A 15,965-nucleotide genomic window follows, 5' to 3' on the forward strand; every position below is an offset into this window, starting at 1 on the left:
TTACATCGGTACTGGCCGGGCCGGTTTATTTTTCACAGACCATTTGCTCTTACGTTTTATTTGTTTTTACCTTCTTCAGCCAGGTTTATGGTACACCAAAAAGAATTATATAAACAAGCTGCCGCTACCATCGCCACCTCTATCTGTCGCGACGCGATCTGGAAGGGAACCCGGTGTAATTGGATCGGTACCAGTTCGGAAGACTGGTACGGTATGCCCAGGGGCTATGCCAAAGCGCTGGGCACTTCGTTTTACGATGGCACTTCCGGTATTGCTTTTTTTTTGTTGCAGTTGCGGCGTGTTCATTCCAATCCACTGCTCGATAAAACCCTGCGTGGTGCGCTGGAGCAGGTGATTTCGGTGGAAGGCGATCGCCAAAAAAACGCTTCTGATGCCATACTTGGTTTTCACGCAGGACTGGCCGGTTGTGCCTACGTACTGCATCTTGCCGGCGAACTGCTGGGAGAGGAACGGTACCAAAAAGCAGCCACACAATTCATAGACTGCATCTGCAACCTGCCCGAAGAAACCTGGGGCCTGGATGTAATTGACGGTCCGGCCGGCGCCATACCTGTTTTGCAGTTTTTATACAAAAAGCAACCTGGTGAGGCGCTTCGACAGTTTATTCTTCGTTTGGCCGCCTATTTAATTCGAAAAGCTGACAAGCAGACCCCGGGCTGGAGTTGGGAGACTGTCCCCGACCGTTACCATAACTTAACGGGGTATGGACACGGGGCGGCCGGTTTTGCAACGGCCTTTGCCGAACTGTATGCATTTACAGGAGATGAACAATACCTGCAAATTGCCCGGTCTGTCGTGGGTTACGAAGATTCGCATTTTGTTTCCGGTCAGCAGAACTGGCCCGACTACCGCCGGTTTGATCAGGAGTACGGAGTCGAAAAAGCCGTTGCCGAGCCAGCCTGTTCCATCGCATGGTGCCATGGCGCACCGGGTATCGGCCTGTCGCGGCTGCGTATTTTTGAGTTGACGAAAGACCCGCAGGCAAGGCAGGATGCTGAAATCGCTCTTCAAACCACCCGTAAGAATTTACACCTGGACGTGCTGGGGAACTACTCTCTCTGTCACGGCCTGTTTGGTAATGCGGAATTGCTGCTTTACGCAGCCGACGTTTTCAACCGGCCACAATTAAGGAGTGAAGCGGAGCAGGTGGCGGATGCATGTATACAGGAATTTCTGGATAAAAAAGTCCCGGTGCCCAATGGCCTGCAGCTTCCTGCCGAAACGCCGGATTTTATGCTGGGCAGTAGCGGCATCGGCTATTTTTTTCTGCGGGTACTGGACCCCGGTATGTTTCCGTCGGTGCTGGTGTTCCGTTCCTGAGCCAAACAATTTTTAGCAGCCTGTTTTTCCAGCTTTATAAGAAGGCGAAATTTTCACAAAACAATCTTCCAACTTCCTTCCCTGAATTCGTCTCTACCTCCTTATCTTTGCGCAAAATTTCAGAAAACGTGATGGCTTTCGGACGATTCAAATCCTTATCAGTAGCGGTTTTCGGCTTATTGTTGATGCTTTTTTCTACTGCATCTTTTGCGCAGGATAACCCTGACAGCGCAAGTCACCTGCAGCGCGAAGACAAAGCCGCAGAGAAAGCGGACGAAAAAGGCGGTGCCTTCAATGCCAACGAAGTCATTTTTGGCCACGTAATGGATGCCCACCAGTTCCACTTCTTTTCCTGGAAAGGCAGTGAAGGCGAGCAGCACCATGCGATTATTCCACTGCCAATCTTATTGTACGAACCCGGCAGAGGCGTTTCTTTCTTTAGCTCTTCGAAATTCCATCACGGCGAGGAAGCCTACAACGGCTACCGTGTTGTCACCGAAAGCTACCGCGAGAACCTGAAGGAAAAGGGAATGGAAGAAGACCAGATCCGTTTGTTGCAGGACGAGCAGATTGTAGCCGTAGACAACAACGGCACCCCGATCTCTAATATCAAAGTGTACGATCTTTCGATCACCCGCAACGTTGTGCAAATGTTCATTGCGCTGACGATCCTCGTTTTGCTGATGACGTCTATTGCAAAAAGATACCGCACCGGTCAGGGCCTGACTTCGGCCCCGAAAGGCTGGCAAAATGCCGTGGAGCCGGTTATCCAGTTCATCCGCGACGAAGTGGCCAAACCGAACATCGGCCACCGCTACAAGCGTTACATGCCGCTTTTGCTCACGATTTTCTTCTTTATTCTTATTAATAACATCTTTGGATTGATCCCCGGCTCGGCCAACGTTACAGGAAACATCGCCTTTACGGCTACACTGGGTGTGATTTCTTTCCTGGTCATCACGTTCAGCGCCAACAAGCATTACTGGGGACATATCTTTAATCCGCCGGTTCCCTTCGGTATCAAGTTTATCATGGTACCCGTGGAGATCCTGTCCATTTTTACCAAGCCCTTCGCCCTGATCATTCGTCTTTTTGCCAACATGCTGGCCGGTCACATCATCATCATCTGTCTGGTGTCGCTGATCTTCATTTTTGGCAACCTGAGTACCGGGGTAGGGATTGGTTTCTCGCCGATCTCCATTGCGTTTGCGGTGTTTATTTATGTGATCGAGATCCTGGTGGCGTTCATCCAGGCCTTCATCTTCACCAACCTGACCGCCGTGTTCATTGGCCAGGCCACCGAAGATCATCACCAGCACGAAGCGGATGCCCACCATGGCAATCCGCCCACTGAGCCGGTGATCATTTAGCAGCAAGCCACAAGCGGCAAGCTTCAAGCCGGAGAGAACCTGCTTGCAGCTTGTGGCAATAAGCTTGCAGCTTTTAACAACGTGATTTTTTTATCATTATAAACAAAACAAAACATGGCTTTATTATTCACATTGTTGAGTACAGTAGCTTGGGCAAATGCCGGTGGTGCTATTGGTGCAGGTTTAGCTGCAATTGGTGCCGGTATCGGTATTGGTCAGATTGGTCGCGGTGCAGTTGAATCAATTGCCCGTCAGCCGGAAGCTTCTAACGACATCCGTGCAAACATGATCCTGACAGCAGCCTTCATCGAGGGTGTTGCCCTGTTTGCGGTAATTGCCGGTATCCTGGCGATGTTCGTTTAAAAAAACAAAGCGGCACCTTAAGCACAGGGCGGCGGGTGCCGTTTTCAATTTGCCAATGTGCAAATCTGAAAATGTGAAAATGACGGCAATGCTTTTTGTTTTCACGTTTACTAATTTTCAAATTTTCAAATTACAATATGAGACTACTGACACCTGAATTGGGTTTGATTTTCTGGACAGCACTGGCTTTTATCATTGTCTTTGTTGTACTGCGCAAGTTCGCCTGGGGCCCGATCATGAGTTCTCTTGAGCAACGGGAAAAAAACATTGCCGGTTCGCTGGAAACTGCCGAGCGGGTAAAACGTGAGATGGCCCAGCTGAAAAGCGAGAACGAAGAGCTGATGGCCAAAGCCCGTGAAGAAAGAAGTGCCATGCTGAAAGAAGCCCGCGATACCAAGGACCGCATCGTAGCCGAAGCCAAAGAGCAGGCGAAGACAGAAGCGAATAAGATCATCGCCGAGGCGCAACAGCAAATCAACGCCCAGAAAATGGCTGCGATTACCGACGTGAAAAACGAAGTGGGTAAACTGGTGATCGAAGTGACCGAGAAAATCCTGCGCCAGCAGCTTGCCTCCACCGATGCGCAGGAAGCGCACATCAAAGGGTTGATCAACGATATTAAATTGAGTTAAAAAGAACTGTCAGCGGTCTGCTATCAGCTATTACCTAATCAATGAGGAAATGCTGAAAGTGAAAAGCTGAATGCTGAAAGCTATATACTATGTCCAATCCAAGAGTTGCATCCCGGTACGCAAAATCGCTTCTTGACCTGGCTATTGAAAAAGGCCAGCTGGAACCGGTTTATGCCGACATGCTTTATTTGCAACGCCTGACAAAAGAAAGCCGCGATTTCCTGAACCTGCTGCGTAGCCCCGTCGTAAAAGCCGATGCCAAAAACAGGGTCCTTCAGCAGATTACCCAAGGAAAGGTAAGCGAGCTGACGGCGGCTTTCATTAACCTGATGGTGAACAAGACCCGCGAATCCGTGTTGCCGGAGATCATCACCGCTTTCATTAGCCAGTACAGGGTGCACAAGGGCATTCAGATCGTTAAGCTGACGACGGCTGTGCCGGTAAGCAGCGCCGTAAAGAATGCCATTCTGGAGCAGGTAAAAAAATCGGTCGATGGCAAAACGGTGGAACTGCAGGAAGTCGTGGATCCCAAAATCATTGGCGGGTTTATTTTGCAGGCCGGCGATAAGCTGATCGACGCCAGCATTTCGTACGATCTTCTCAATGTGTCGCGCCAGTTCGAGAACAACGATTTTATTTACCGGGTAAAGTAAACATTCGAACTTTTTATAGAAGTAAAAAGCGGCTGAAAAGTCGCTTTTTTCATTTACGGGATGGGCGGATTGAAACGGACATTCGGTACATGTTAGAAAAAAGTTCTATTTCCACTGTAAACAAGAGAAGAAAACCCTGAAAAAGAAAGCTTTCGCCAAATTTTTCAAGATTGTGCCGATCTCCTTTTGATTCCTGCTAAATCATTTTATTTTAGACGTTTAGAAAGTCCAATAGTATGAAAAAGTGTGTGCTTGTCTCAGTGGGGTTGGCAGCCGGTCTATTAACCTATGCACAGCCGTCCCTCCAAAATATGGCCGAAACATTCAAAAAGCAAAAGCAGGAAGACCTCTATTCCCTGCGCCTCACCGGCCAATCCCAGGGAAGCCTGCGGTTTTCCCCCTCTTCCCGGATGATGAAATCAGGAGCTAAAACCTGGCTTTCATCGGCTCTTGGCCTGCGAACGGGCAAGGATGAATTGCGAAAAGCACCGGCCCTTACCTCTGCTCCAAAAGACATCGAAATTGAAAAATACCAGCAATGGTACCAGGGTATCAAAGTCGAACACGGCGCAATCAGCGTTGTGAGCAAGGCGGCAAAAGTAGAAGCCGTTCAGCTGGAATTTTATTCCCTTGATGATTCGTTTTCCACAACGCCCAAACTCTCAGAAGAAGAGGCCCTGCAAAAAGCAACGGCTTTTGTCGGTGCTGCCAAATATGCCTGGGAAGGATATGCCGGCAACGACCCGCAGTACAAAAAACCTTCGGGGTCGCTGGTGATTGTCGAAGACTATTATGGAAAAAAGGGCAAGATGAACCTGGCCTACAAATTCGAGATCTATGCCGAGCAGCCTTTCAGCCGGTCGAAGGTTTATGTCAGTGCCGTCGACGGGTCGGTTTTGCTGGTCGACCGGATGGTAAAGCACCTGGGGCCGGATTTCAATCATAGTGATGTCTCCATGCGGGCTGGCGTTCCGGCGGCAATCGTCGCCAATCAAAACAATCTTTTTGCCAACGCAAGCGCCACGGCACAAACGCGGTACAGCGGCACGCAACCGATCATTACAGACGACGGCAGCGCTGTTGCCGGGAAGCCTTACCGGCTGCGGCAGGTGCGCAACGGTCACAACATCACCACGCTCGATTACCAGCGTAAAGTGCAAAGCACGACCAACGACAACGCTGCAATCGACTTTACAGACAACGACAATAACTGGACGGCATCCGAACGCAGTTTGAACTATGACGATGCTGCACTGGATGTGCAGTTGGCGATGCAGTACATCAGCGACTACTGGCGAACCGTTCATAACCGCTTTAGCTGGGACGACCTGGGATCGGAAATGAAAAGCTATGTCCACGTGCGGTCAGTTGCCAATGCCGGTTTTGACAATGCCTACTGGGATGGTTCTGCCATGTATTACGGTGATGGGTCTTATTATTCAACCGACGGCAGCGGAACGATTGCCAATTCGTACGGCTTTAAGCCACTGACAGCCCTCGATGTTTCGGCACACGAACTGGGACATGCCGTTTGTCAATCAACGGCCAATCTTGTGTACCAACGGGAAGCCGGGGGCATCAACGAAGGATTCAGCGATATCTGGGCCGCTTGCGTTGAAAATTTTTCGGGCCTCCCGAAACTTCCGTTCCTGATCGGCGAAGAAATTTATCCTTCTGTTGGCGCCTTGCGCAGCATGCAAAACCCAAAGGCCCTGGGCGACCCGGATACGTACGGCGGACAGTACTGGGTTCGTGTGTCACTCGCTTCCTGTCCTCTTCCCGGCAATTCAAACGATCAATGCGGTGTGCATTACAACAGTGGTGTGCTGAACAAATGGTTCTACCTGATTACAGCCGGTGGCAGTGGCACAAATGATAACAAGGACACGTACGCGGTTACCGGCCTGGGTTTTTCCTGCACCGAAAAAATTGCTTTTCTGACCGAGCAGAGCCTGACACCCAATGCCGACTACGCAGCCGTGCGCCAAGCTTCCATCAATGCGGCAGCAACATTGTATGGTGCCTGTTCAAATGAAGTGGTACAGGTAACCAATTCCTGGTTTGCCGTTGGCGTCGGTGCCTCGGCCAATTGCCTGCCCTTGATTGAATTTGGCAGCACCAATACAACGGTTTCGGAAGGATCGGGTCTGGCCGGAAATTGCACCAGCACCAAGACTGTTTCCGTGCCGGTAAAACTGGGCGCCGCAGCCACGCAAAAAACCGATGTGCTGTTCAACTTTGGCGGAACCGCTGTTCAGGGTGTCCATTATACCGTAGCGTCGTCCAGCCTCTCCTTTGCAGCCGGTGAAAGCGGGACAAAAAATTTGGACATCACGATTCTCGACAATGCTACCGCCGAGGGAAACAAAACCATCCAGCTCAGTTTTACCATCAATGCCAACGGGGGCAATGGCGCAGCCGGTACCAATAACCAGGCGTTTACTGTCACCATCAGCGACGATGATGCGCCGACCCTTCCCATCCAGGCCGGTGCGATTTCGACTGTTACCTTGCTGAACGAGAGTTTTGAATCGGTGTCTGCCGGTACAACCTTCCCGGCGGGCTGGGACGCTTCGCAATCGTACACGGGTGGCGCCAGTGCCACCAACGTTTGGGCGGTTGGAACAAATGCAGGGCTTTCCGGCAATGCAGCCTATATCACCAACACACCGGCAGGTGCGGTTGGTTACGCTTACGACCCTACCAGCACAACCGACAGGTTGTTGCGGTTGCCGGTTTTAAATACATCGGGTTTGACGGACATTCAACTGCGCTTCAATTACAAAGTTGGGGGCGAAGCCTATCCCTTGAGCCCGTCCAATTCCAACCCCAATTACGAACCCGCCCTGTACGATTTTGGCCGTGTGGTTTACGACGCTTCGGGTTCCGGTACTACCGGCTCGTTCAGCACCTTGTTCAATACCACGGCAAGCGACCATGTGGCCTTGTATGGAAATGGAACAACGACCCAAACCTTTGGTACTTTCCGCCTGCCTTCCTCCATGGAAAACAAGGCAGCCGTTTACCTCGGCTTCCGGTGGACCAGCGACAATTCTGCCGGTAACGGAATCCCTCTTGCCATCGATGATATCGTGGTGACAGGTAAAACACAGGGAACCTCGATCGAAACAACGGCAGGACAGTCCAATTCAGTGAAAGTGATCCAGGGAAATATGGATACTTATATCGCCAGTGGCGGCGGTGCAAATCTGCTGGCAAAACTTTCCACTGTGAGCGAAAGTCTTTCCTGCCTCACGGCGACTGTAGCGGAAGCCGGCAGTGGCCGCACAACGGTCAATACCAGCAGCGGCAGCTATTTCCGTACGCAAAAAGTTATCCAGCTATCGCCGGCTGTTCCCAATACAACGGCCACTTACCAGGCAACGTTTTATTACACTGCAGCGGATCTTAGTGCATGGTCATCAGCCGAGATCCCGCAATTGAAAATTCTAAAGGTCAAAGACGGCGTTGACCTGGCCGGAACACTGACGGCAGCAGATGTAGAATTGGTTACGCCTGTGTTTTCTGATAATTCGGCCAACGGCTACTATAGCTACACCGGCAGCTTTACCGGTTTTTCCCGTTTTATGCTGGTGTCGCCTTCATTTACCCTGCCGGTAAACTTGTTGTCATTCGACGCCCAGCCGCAAAAAAACCGCGTGGTACTTTCCTGGCAAACAGCGTCTGAACAAAACAGTAAAGGATTTGATGTGGAGCGCAGCAACGGCGGTGCTGATTTCGCCGCCATTGGGTGGGTGAAAGGTGCCGGAACGGGCAACCAGAAAAAGGACTATTCCTTTACCGACAATTTTGCGCAGCCCAATGTGGCTTACCAATACCGGTTGAAGCAGGTCGACATGGACGGGCACTCCCGTTATTCGGCCATTCGCCAGGCAAAGATTGTCACCGGCAACATCACTGTGGCGGTGAGTCCCAATCCTGCACACACCACACTCACAGTATTTGTAGCTGGCGCTTCCCGCCCAGCCGATGTCCGTTTGGTTGATGCAAAAGGACAGGCCGTGGCAGTTTGGAAAGAAGCCAATGTCCGTTCAGCTTTTTCTGTAGATGTCAGCCGTTTTAGTCGCGGCGTTTACACCCTAATTGTGCATTTGCCCGACGGCGATCAGACGGTCCGTGTACTGTTGCAATAAGACAAGAATAGCCCTGATTTGCGGGCGGACAAAAGAATGTAAGTGAACAGCGCGGCGGGTTTGATTTCAAAAGCGTTAAAAAGGTCAGCAAGGGCTGACCTTTTGCATTTGGAGGCTCAAAAATTTCTCCTTTTTAGCGGAAACAAGACCCTGAACACTTACCTTTGCGCCACTAAAAATTTGTGTAATGGCAGATATTGAAATAAAACCAGATGAAATCAGTGCCATCCTGCGCCAGCAGTTGAGCGGTTTCAATGCCGGTGCAGACCTGGAAGAGGTAGGAACCGTGCTGCAAATGGGCGACGGAATTGCCCGTGTTTACGGCTTGGGCAATGTACGTGCCGGTGAGCTGGTGGAATTTGAAAACGGTGTTCAAGGTATCGCCCTGAACCTGGAAGAAGACAATGTGGGTGCCGTATTGATGGGTGAAATGGGCACTTTACAGGAAGGTTCAAAAGTGCGCCGTACCGGCCAGATCGCCTCTATCAAAGTGGGTGAAGGCATGGTTGGCCGCGTGGTGAATACGCTGGGTGAACCCATTGATGGAAAAGGGCCGATCACAGGCGAACGTTATGAAATGCCGCTGGAGCGCAAGGCGCCTGGTGTTATTTTCCGTGAGCCGGTAAAAGAGCCGCTGCAAACCGGTATCAAGGCCATCGACGCCATGATCCCTATCGGCCGCGGTCAGCGTGAGCTGGTGATTGGTGACCGCCAAACTGGTAAGACTGCCATTTGTATCGACACGATCATCAACCAAAAAGAATTCTACGAAGCAGGCAAACCTGTTTACTGTATATACGTTGCCATCGGTCAGAAAGCATCAACCATTGCCGGTGTGATGAAGACCCTGCAGGATGCCGGCGCTATGGTGTACACAACCATCGTTGCTGCCTCTGCATCCGACCCTGCGCCACTGCAGTTCTATGCGCCGTTTGCCGGTGCGGCCATCGGTGAATTTTTCCGTGATACCGGACGTCCGGCCCTCATCATTTACGATGACCTGTCGAAACAGGCTGTGGCTTACCGTGAGGTGTCGCTGCTGCTGCGCCGTCCGCCGGGCCGTGAGGCATATCCCGGTGACGTATTCTACCTGCACAGCCGCCTGCTGGAAAGAGCTGCGAAAGTGATTGCCAATGATGAAGTGGCAAAGCAAATGAACGACCTTCCCGAAAGCATCCGTCACCTCGTAAAAGGTGGTGGCTCGCTGACGGCGCTTCCAATCATCGAAACACAGGCAGGTGACGTATCGGCCTACATCCCGACAAACGTTATCTCGATCACGGACGGACAGATCTTCCTTGAATCGAACCTGTTCAACGCCGGTATCCGTCCTGCGATCAACGTGGGTATCTCGGTAAGCCGCGTCGGTGGTAACGCCCAAACCAAATCGATGAAAAAAGTAGCCGGTACGCTGAAGCTTGACCAGGCACTTTACCGCGAGATGGAAGCGTTCTCCAAATTTGGTGGTGACCTCGACCCGGCGACCAAGCTGGTACTCGACAAAGGTGCCCGCAACGTGGAAGTGTTGAAGCAACCGCAATATGCACCGGTACCCGTGGAAAAGCAGGTTGCCATTATCTACCTGGGTACACAGGGTTTGCTGCGTGATGTTCCGGTAAACAAGGTGAAAGAATTCGAAGAGCAGTTCCTGATGGAGATGGAAACCAAGATGCCGGATGTGCTGACAGCCTTCAAGAAAGGCAATCTTCCGGAAGAAGGGCTGGCGAAGATGACCGAGCTTGCCAAAAACATCAGTGCACAGTACAAAAAATAAGCAACGAGTTTTTGTTGATAGAAAAGCGGCCTTGTGCCGCTTTTTTTATTGCCTGCCGTAACCGTTTACGTTCGTTCCCCGGAAGTTTCCTGGCGGTTGATGCACCGGTCGTAACTGCTGGTGTATGCCATTTTCCAAAGATGATGGAGAGGTGGATATTTTCTGCGATCACTATCGCTCTATCCAAACAGTTAACCAATCTGAAAACGGGAAAGATGCTCTACTCGTTTGTAAAGAATTGCACAGCATTCTTCTGCCATCTGTCATCGAACAAGCATTTAACGTGTGTAAGTAACCGGTGAAAATCGGGCTTAACGAAAAATATTTTTCAACTTTTTTAAGCCCGGTTTTCAGGAAAAAAAGAAACAAAAAAAGCAAAGCCATCGATCCCTGCCAATCCTTGCCCCGCTTGCTTTTACGCAAATATGTACCGTAAAAACCTGCCATAATTTGCGGAAATTACAACTATGCGATGTGTGTAAAATACGGTCAAAAAGAAAAGTTATTTCGTAGAACTACTTGCAAATTCAAAACACGGGACGTATGTTTGCGTTCTCGTAAGCGATAACACTTACCAATCCTAAGGAAAAGCAATAAGAAATCCGTACCGGCCCCTAAACAAGAAAACTGCCTGCCTTTACTCATTTCTTACACTTTTCTTCCCGTCCAATATTTCTATGGGTTAACGAAAATTTTTAATTCTAATCCCTAAGAAATGAAACAAATCTTTACCCTTCTGTCCGCTGCTCTTTTCACTGCAACGATTGCTAACGCACAAATCAACGAACATTTCGAAAACAACAGCACCTTGCCTTCAAACTGCTGGCAATTGATGGCTACCCACGACGTAACCGGTACTGCTGCCATCAACGGTGCGGCGAGCATCGCTTCCGAGCCTGCCGCCAATTCCGAAATCAGAACCCCTTACCTGGACATCACCGGCCCTTGCCAGGTCTCTTTCAGCTACCTGCTGAACAACAAGCTGAATAATAATTCTATCCGAACCGTTGAAATCGGAACAACCGATAAAAACGGAACGTTCGTTGCCGCAACAAGTTTTGTGTTGAACAAAAACACGAATTTCAACACCGTGTTTTCCTTTAATCAAAGCCTTGCACTAACGACCGGTGTTCAGCGGTTAACCATCCGCGTAAATTCCGCTAGCGGCGATGGCAATTCCTTTGTCACCATCGACGATTTGACCGTGTCATCGGCTACCTTGCATTACGGTGCCGCACCCTGCAACACGCCGCCCGTGTCTACCGATGCCAACTTCTTTACAGCGAGTTCGGGTCCTTTCAACGGCAGCATTGCGTCAAAAGCAAGTGACGCCAATGCAGGCGAAACTGTTTCCTTCGTGCTCGATACGCTTTACACCGTCAACGGTACGCTTACCCTGCGCAGCAATGGCACATTCACTTTCACACCGGCCGGAAATTTTGCCGGTGGAACCGTAACGTTCAAATACAAAGTAACAGACGACGGTTACGACCCACTGACCTCGAATGTCGCAACAGTGACAATCAACTACCCGGCGCTGGCTCCCCTGCCCGTTTTCCTGACCAGCTTCTCGGCGAATGTTGGCGGTGGCGCGGCCCGCTTCTTCTGGAGTGTTGCGCAAAACGAAAACGGCAACCGCATTGACCTGGAAAAAAGCAGTGACGGAAAAACCTTTTCAACGGCAGCCGTGATTCTGACAACCATGAAGACCGGTGCGGAAAGTTACCAGTACAACGATGCAACGTTTGAACGCAGTACTTACTATCGTCTGCGGATCGTGAACAACAACGGCGGTATCGAATATTCCAGGACCATCTTCCTGCAAAACGCTGCCCTTGCCCAGGCATCAAATCTGACCATCCTGCAAAACCCGGTTTTGTCGACGGTGAACTTTGAGTACACTGCCGCGGAAGCGGGCCTAAGTACGGTAACAGTCTATAACCTGAACGGGGCAAAAATGCTGACCACGCAGATCAGGATGTACAAAGGCAGAAACACAATGTCGGTGAATTTGGACAGCAGGGTTGCTCCGGGTTCTTATATCATGGAAGTGACAAACGGAACCGACAGAAGCATTGCAAAATTGATCAAACAATAACGATATTTCTTTGGACGGAAATAAAACCAATGGTTTTTCAAAAGCGGCAATTTGCCGCTTTTTTTTGTGCTTTTCCTGATGATAGTCTACAGGAAAACCATCAGAACGGTGGTGATTTCTCTTTTTTTCTTGCTTTTTGCAGGCCGGTTTAAGTGGCTTTAACAGGCAGTAAAACGTATTTGCCGATCATTCTGTTTTGTCGGACGGATGACAAACAAATTCTGGTGACCGGAATCTTTCTTTACGGCCGCTTAAAAATCGATAAACCAAAACCATTCCTATGAAGAACGGTGTGCTTATGAGAGCGTGGGCTCTTTTGTTTTTTCTTTTCCTGAACAGCAGTTTTCTTTTTGCGCAGGGTACCGGCATTATAGTTCGGACAGCAGGCCTGCCAGCCAGTCAAACCGTTCTTGATCCCATTGCGCCATTGGGTTATACGTCTAAAACAACCGCCGGTTTTGCCGGTGATGACGTTGGCAATTCCAAGTTGCCGTTCAAGCCCCTTCCTTCTTTTTCCAACGAACCGTTTGGTGACCTTCGCCGCGGGCCCAACCATCTTTACAGTGATTTTGTTCCGGATGCCAACGGCAGCGGTGTGTACGTACATTTTGACGGCACCTATTTTTTGTTTCGCATGCGCCTGGGCTCTATTGTTCCCGGTGCAAAAGGCTACAGCATCCTGATAGACGCCGATGGAAAATTTGGTGCAACCGGACCTAATGCCGATCCTACCTACCAGGCTGCCACAACCGGAACCAACGGCAACCCCGGTTTTGAAATCGAGGTCGATTTGTTTACGCAAAACACCACGAGTGCCGGTGTGGTTATTTACGATGTGGATGGCCCATCCGGCCCTGTGCAGAAAAAAACCTATACCAACTGGCTGGATTATTCGCAGGTATCCATTGCAGGGACCAACGACAACGGCGACCCGGATTTCTTTCTGGATTTTTACATTCCGCTATCCGACCTGACAACCTATTTTGGTGTAACGGCCAGTACGCCTTTGCGCATGAATGCCACTACGGTAATGGCGCCGCAGGCGTCAATTGGTGGTCCCAAATCGGATTTGTATGGCCTTGCCGACAGCGGCTACAAAGACGTGAACGCGGAATGGGAGGCCTACATGAATGCACAGCCATCATTTACGCCAACCTCGCTGAATAACACCAGCACGTCGGTCGTAGGAGCCATGTGCACGGCGCCGCCCATGCTAAATACGCCGATTACAACCGGCGCTACATCTGTGTCGGGCACGTGGACAATGTCCTCGCTGCCGAATGCACTCGGCACCGCCACGATTAAAATTTATATAGACGGGGTGTACTCGGGTCAAAGTGCTCCGGCCACGTCGGGTTCCACCTGGACGGTGACAGGCCTTTCGCCTTTAGCGGCCAATAAAGTCATTACCGCCAAAGCGTATAATGCAACCGAAAGCGAATGCCTGAGCAGCAATTCAGTCACGGTTACAAGCTGTAACAAACTGACCAAGCCAGCCACACCCACACTCTCCTGTGCAACGTTTCAAAAAGGTCTGACCGGTACCAACAGGGGCTCTACGAATTCCGCGCTGTGGGTGGTGCACGTTGACAACCTCTCGACCAATGACCTGCGAAACAGTACCAGTGACCAGACAAATGCCTACTTCAGTAACATGTCGGGTGCCAACTGGGATTTCTCTTCGGGTTGCACAACAGGCAGCCAGATGACCGCCGGCAGCTACAAAATTTATTATACCGACAACACCGGGTGTAATTCCGAACCCCTGTTCATCTGCGTCAGTCCCGGTAAGGCCGGGTCGAACGTTGCCGGCACGCTGGGAACACCAACGATTACTTCGCCGGCAGGGAGCGTGTTTACCACCGCCGTCAACGCCATTGCCGGAACCACGCAGGCAACAACAAACGGCACACTGATGACGCTTTATGTCGACAATTTTCCGACATTAACCACAACAGCTACGGCAGCCGGCGCTTTTTCTTTTTCGAATCTAAAACTGCTCCAGGGCCAAAGCCTTTATATCACCAGTGAGTACAACACGGGCACACAAACCACCAGCTATTGCTCCGCAAAAACATCCGCGTACACCGTAACCTGTTTCACGGCCGTGCCGGGAATCAACACCGATGCCACCGGCCAATTGGTAGCAGGCGCACCGATTACTGGTACCTCGGGAGAGCCGTCCGGCACAACGATTAAAGTGTATACAGCGGCAGGAACGCTGGTGGCAACGACAACTGTCAGCGGCACCGGTACCTGGACAACCGGAAGTTATACCGCCGTAGCCGGAACTTCGTACTATGCCAATGCCGCCAACGGAACCTGCGGCGTAAGCGGCAACACAGCCAACGTGTCCACGCCATCGACTGTAACCAGCACCAGCCGCTGCGGAACCATCGACGGTGGCCTGACTTCCTCTTCCACAACGGTCAGCGGCACGATCGTTGGCTCTGCCGGTTCGCCCATCGCAGCCGGAACGAAAGTGAACGTCTACCAGGATGGAATGAACATCGGGACCTACGTGTTTCCGTTGTCCTCTACCAGCGCATCGGCAATTTGGTCGATCGCAATATTGTCCCACACGCTGTATGCCAGTGGCGTGGTGACCATCGGCATACAGGAAGCCGGAACGGCCGGCGAAGTGATTTGCTCTGCCAGCGCAACGGTGACGTGTGCCGGACCGCTCAACCCAAGCTATACGCAGCAATCGAGCAATGGAACATCGGGTTCGGGTGCAACCGTACCGAAGGGTGGAACCATGACCTATACGATTACCAATCTTTCGCCCAATACATTCTATAGCGTAGCCGACGCCACGAGCGGCCAGTCCTACGCGTCCGGCGTTTGGACCAGCAACGCCACAACGGCAAGCAATACAATCAGCATCACCACCAACCCGCTGACAACATCGGGAACGTATAACGGTATGATCAAAGCTACTTCTGTAACGTCGACGGATATGTGTACAACGATGGCTGCGCTTTCTTCGTTCACGGTGTTGCCGGTTACGCTGACGGAATTCAGGGGCGAACATACCGGCCGTGCCAACGTGCTTCGGTGGAAAGCAACCGGTGAGAGCAAGACCGTTCGTTACGATGTGGAGCGCAGTACCGACGGTACCCTTTTCTCCGTGATCGGCAGCGTGGCGGCGAATGGAACTGGGGCGTATGTTTTCAACGACAACAAGCTGTCTGCGCCGGCCAATTACTATCGCCTGCGACTGGTGGAAGGCGATGGCAGGGTTGCGCTCAGCAAAACCATACTTCTGCAGGAAAATGGCGCCAGCCTTGTGTTGGGTGCCGTGCGTCCAAATCCCTTTGTCGCTGACCTTGCCGTTAGTTTTTCGACCGCCAGCCCGCAAATCATGACACTGACTCTGGTGGATGCGACCGGACGAAACGTGGTGCAAAAGCAGGTGAAGACCGTACAGGGCACGAACGACGTGCGGCTCGACGGCCTGGCCCATTTGCCGAAAGGCATGTACGTGCTGAAACTGCAGTGCGACGATGTTCTCTTTCAGGAAAAGCTGCTCAAGGCGCAGTAACAAAAAGAACGTTTTACCGAAGCGGCGCCGGGTACC

Annotated in this window: 10 protein-coding genes; 9 read left to right on the forward strand and 1 reads right to left on the reverse strand. The window is 51.1% G+C overall.

What is annotated here, in order from left to right; all coding sequences use genetic code 11:
- Window positions 1-87 precede the first annotated feature (87 nt).
- The 7 genes from D6024_RS04835 (at window position 88) to atpA (ending at window position 10,287) form a co-directional block, all read left to right on the forward strand.
- Window positions 88-1,341: a lanthionine synthetase LanC family protein gene (locus D6024_RS04835; protein WP_121353395.1), complete on the forward strand. Its 1,254-nt coding sequence runs from the start codon at window positions 88-90 to the stop codon at window positions 1,339-1,341.
- A 131-nt stretch (window positions 1,342-1,472) separates the two neighbouring features.
- Window positions 1,473-2,711, forward strand: a complete 1,239-nt coding sequence (gene atpB / locus D6024_RS04840; RefSeq protein WP_240409935.1) for a F0F1 ATP synthase subunit A — start codon at window positions 1,473-1,475, stop codon at window positions 2,709-2,711.
- 114 nt (window positions 2,712-2,825) lie between these two features.
- Window positions 2,826-3,074, forward strand: a complete 249-nt coding sequence (gene atpE, locus D6024_RS04845; RefSeq protein ID WP_121353397.1) for an ATP synthase F0 subunit C — start codon at window positions 2,826-2,828, stop codon at window positions 3,072-3,074.
- 137 nt (window positions 3,075-3,211) lie between these two features.
- Window positions 3,212-3,706 carry a F0F1 ATP synthase subunit B gene (atpF, locus tag D6024_RS04850; RefSeq protein WP_121353398.1) on the forward strand — a complete coding sequence of 165 codons (495 nt, stop codon included), beginning with the start codon at window positions 3,212-3,214 and terminating at the stop codon, window positions 3,704-3,706.
- An 89-nt stretch (window positions 3,707-3,795) separates the two neighbouring features.
- On the forward strand, window positions 3,796-4,359 hold the full coding sequence (atpH, locus tag D6024_RS04855; protein WP_121353399.1) for an ATP synthase F1 subunit delta: 564 nt from the start codon (window positions 3,796-3,798) through the stop codon (window positions 4,357-4,359).
- Between the two features lie 236 nt (window positions 4,360-4,595).
- Window positions 4,596-8,513: a M4 family metallopeptidase gene (locus tag D6024_RS04860; protein ID WP_121353400.1), complete on the forward strand. Its 3,918-nt coding sequence runs from the start codon at window positions 4,596-4,598 to the stop codon at window positions 8,511-8,513.
- Between the two features lie 187 nt (window positions 8,514-8,700).
- On the forward strand, window positions 8,701-10,287 hold the full coding sequence (gene atpA, locus D6024_RS04865; RefSeq protein WP_121353401.1) for a F0F1 ATP synthase subunit alpha: 1,587 nt from the start codon (window positions 8,701-8,703) through the stop codon (window positions 10,285-10,287).
- Window positions 10,288-10,458: 171 nt separating this feature from the next.
- Here the strand turns inward: atpA and D6024_RS26535 are convergent, their stop codons facing one another.
- On the reverse strand, window positions 10,459-10,734 hold the full coding sequence (locus tag D6024_RS26535; protein ID WP_162944542.1) for a hypothetical protein: 276 nt from the start codon (window positions 10,732-10,734) through the stop codon (window positions 10,459-10,461).
- A gap of 268 nt (window positions 10,735-11,002) precedes the next feature.
- Here D6024_RS26535 and D6024_RS04870 point away from each other — a divergent pair, with 268 nt between their 5' ends.
- Together D6024_RS04870 and D6024_RS04875 are read left to right on the forward strand one after the other, a co-directional pair.
- Complete coding sequence (locus D6024_RS04870; protein ID WP_121353402.1) at window positions 11,003-12,385, forward strand: Ig-like domain-containing protein; 1,383 nt, start codon at window positions 11,003-11,005, stop codon at window positions 12,383-12,385.
- Window positions 12,386-12,665: 280 nt separating this feature from the next.
- Complete coding sequence (locus D6024_RS04875; protein WP_121353403.1) at window positions 12,666-15,929, forward strand: T9SS type A sorting domain-containing protein; 3,264 nt, start codon at window positions 12,666-12,668, stop codon at window positions 15,927-15,929.
- The last annotated feature ends 36 nt before the right edge of the window (window positions 15,930-15,965 follow it).

It is taken from the genome of Flavisolibacter nicotianae (assembly GCF_003628535.1).
GTDB classification, from domain to species: domain Bacteria; phylum Bacteroidota; class Bacteroidia; order Chitinophagales; family Chitinophagaceae; genus Flavisolibacter; species Flavisolibacter nicotianae.

What these genes read in the sequence shown, in the direction of transcription:
- atpF (WP_121353398.1), top strand. Translation starts at nt 3,212, where the DNA reads ATGAGACTACTGACACCTGAATTGGGTTTGATTTTCTGGACAGCACTG.
- atpH (WP_121353399.1), top strand. Translation starts at nt 3,796, where the DNA reads ATGTCCAATCCAAGAGTTGCATCCCGGTACGCAAAATCGCTTCTTGAC.
- D6024_RS04835 (WP_121353395.1), top strand. Translation starts at nt 88, where the DNA reads ATGGTACACCAAAAAGAATTATATAAACAAGCTGCCGCTACCATCGCC.
- atpB (WP_240409935.1), top strand. Translation starts at nt 1,473, where the DNA reads ATGGCTTTCGGACGATTCAAATCCTTATCAGTAGCGGTTTTCGGCTTA.
- atpA (WP_121353401.1), top strand. Translation starts at nt 8,701, where the DNA reads ATGGCAGATATTGAAATAAAACCAGATGAAATCAGTGCCATCCTGCGC.
- atpE (WP_121353397.1), top strand. Translation starts at nt 2,826, where the DNA reads ATGGCTTTATTATTCACATTGTTGAGTACAGTAGCTTGGGCAAATGCC.
- D6024_RS26535 (WP_162944542.1), bottom strand. Translation starts at nt 10,734, where the DNA reads ATGGCAGGTTTTTACGGTACATATTTGCGTAAAAGCAAGCGGGGCAAG.
- D6024_RS04870 (WP_121353402.1), top strand. Translation starts at nt 11,003, where the DNA reads ATGAAACAAATCTTTACCCTTCTGTCCGCTGCTCTTTTCACTGCAACG.
- D6024_RS04860 (WP_121353400.1), top strand. Translation starts at nt 4,596, where the DNA reads ATGAAAAAGTGTGTGCTTGTCTCAGTGGGGTTGGCAGCCGGTCTATTA.
- D6024_RS04875 (WP_121353403.1), top strand. Translation starts at nt 12,666, where the DNA reads ATGAAGAACGGTGTGCTTATGAGAGCGTGGGCTCTTTTGTTTTTTCTT.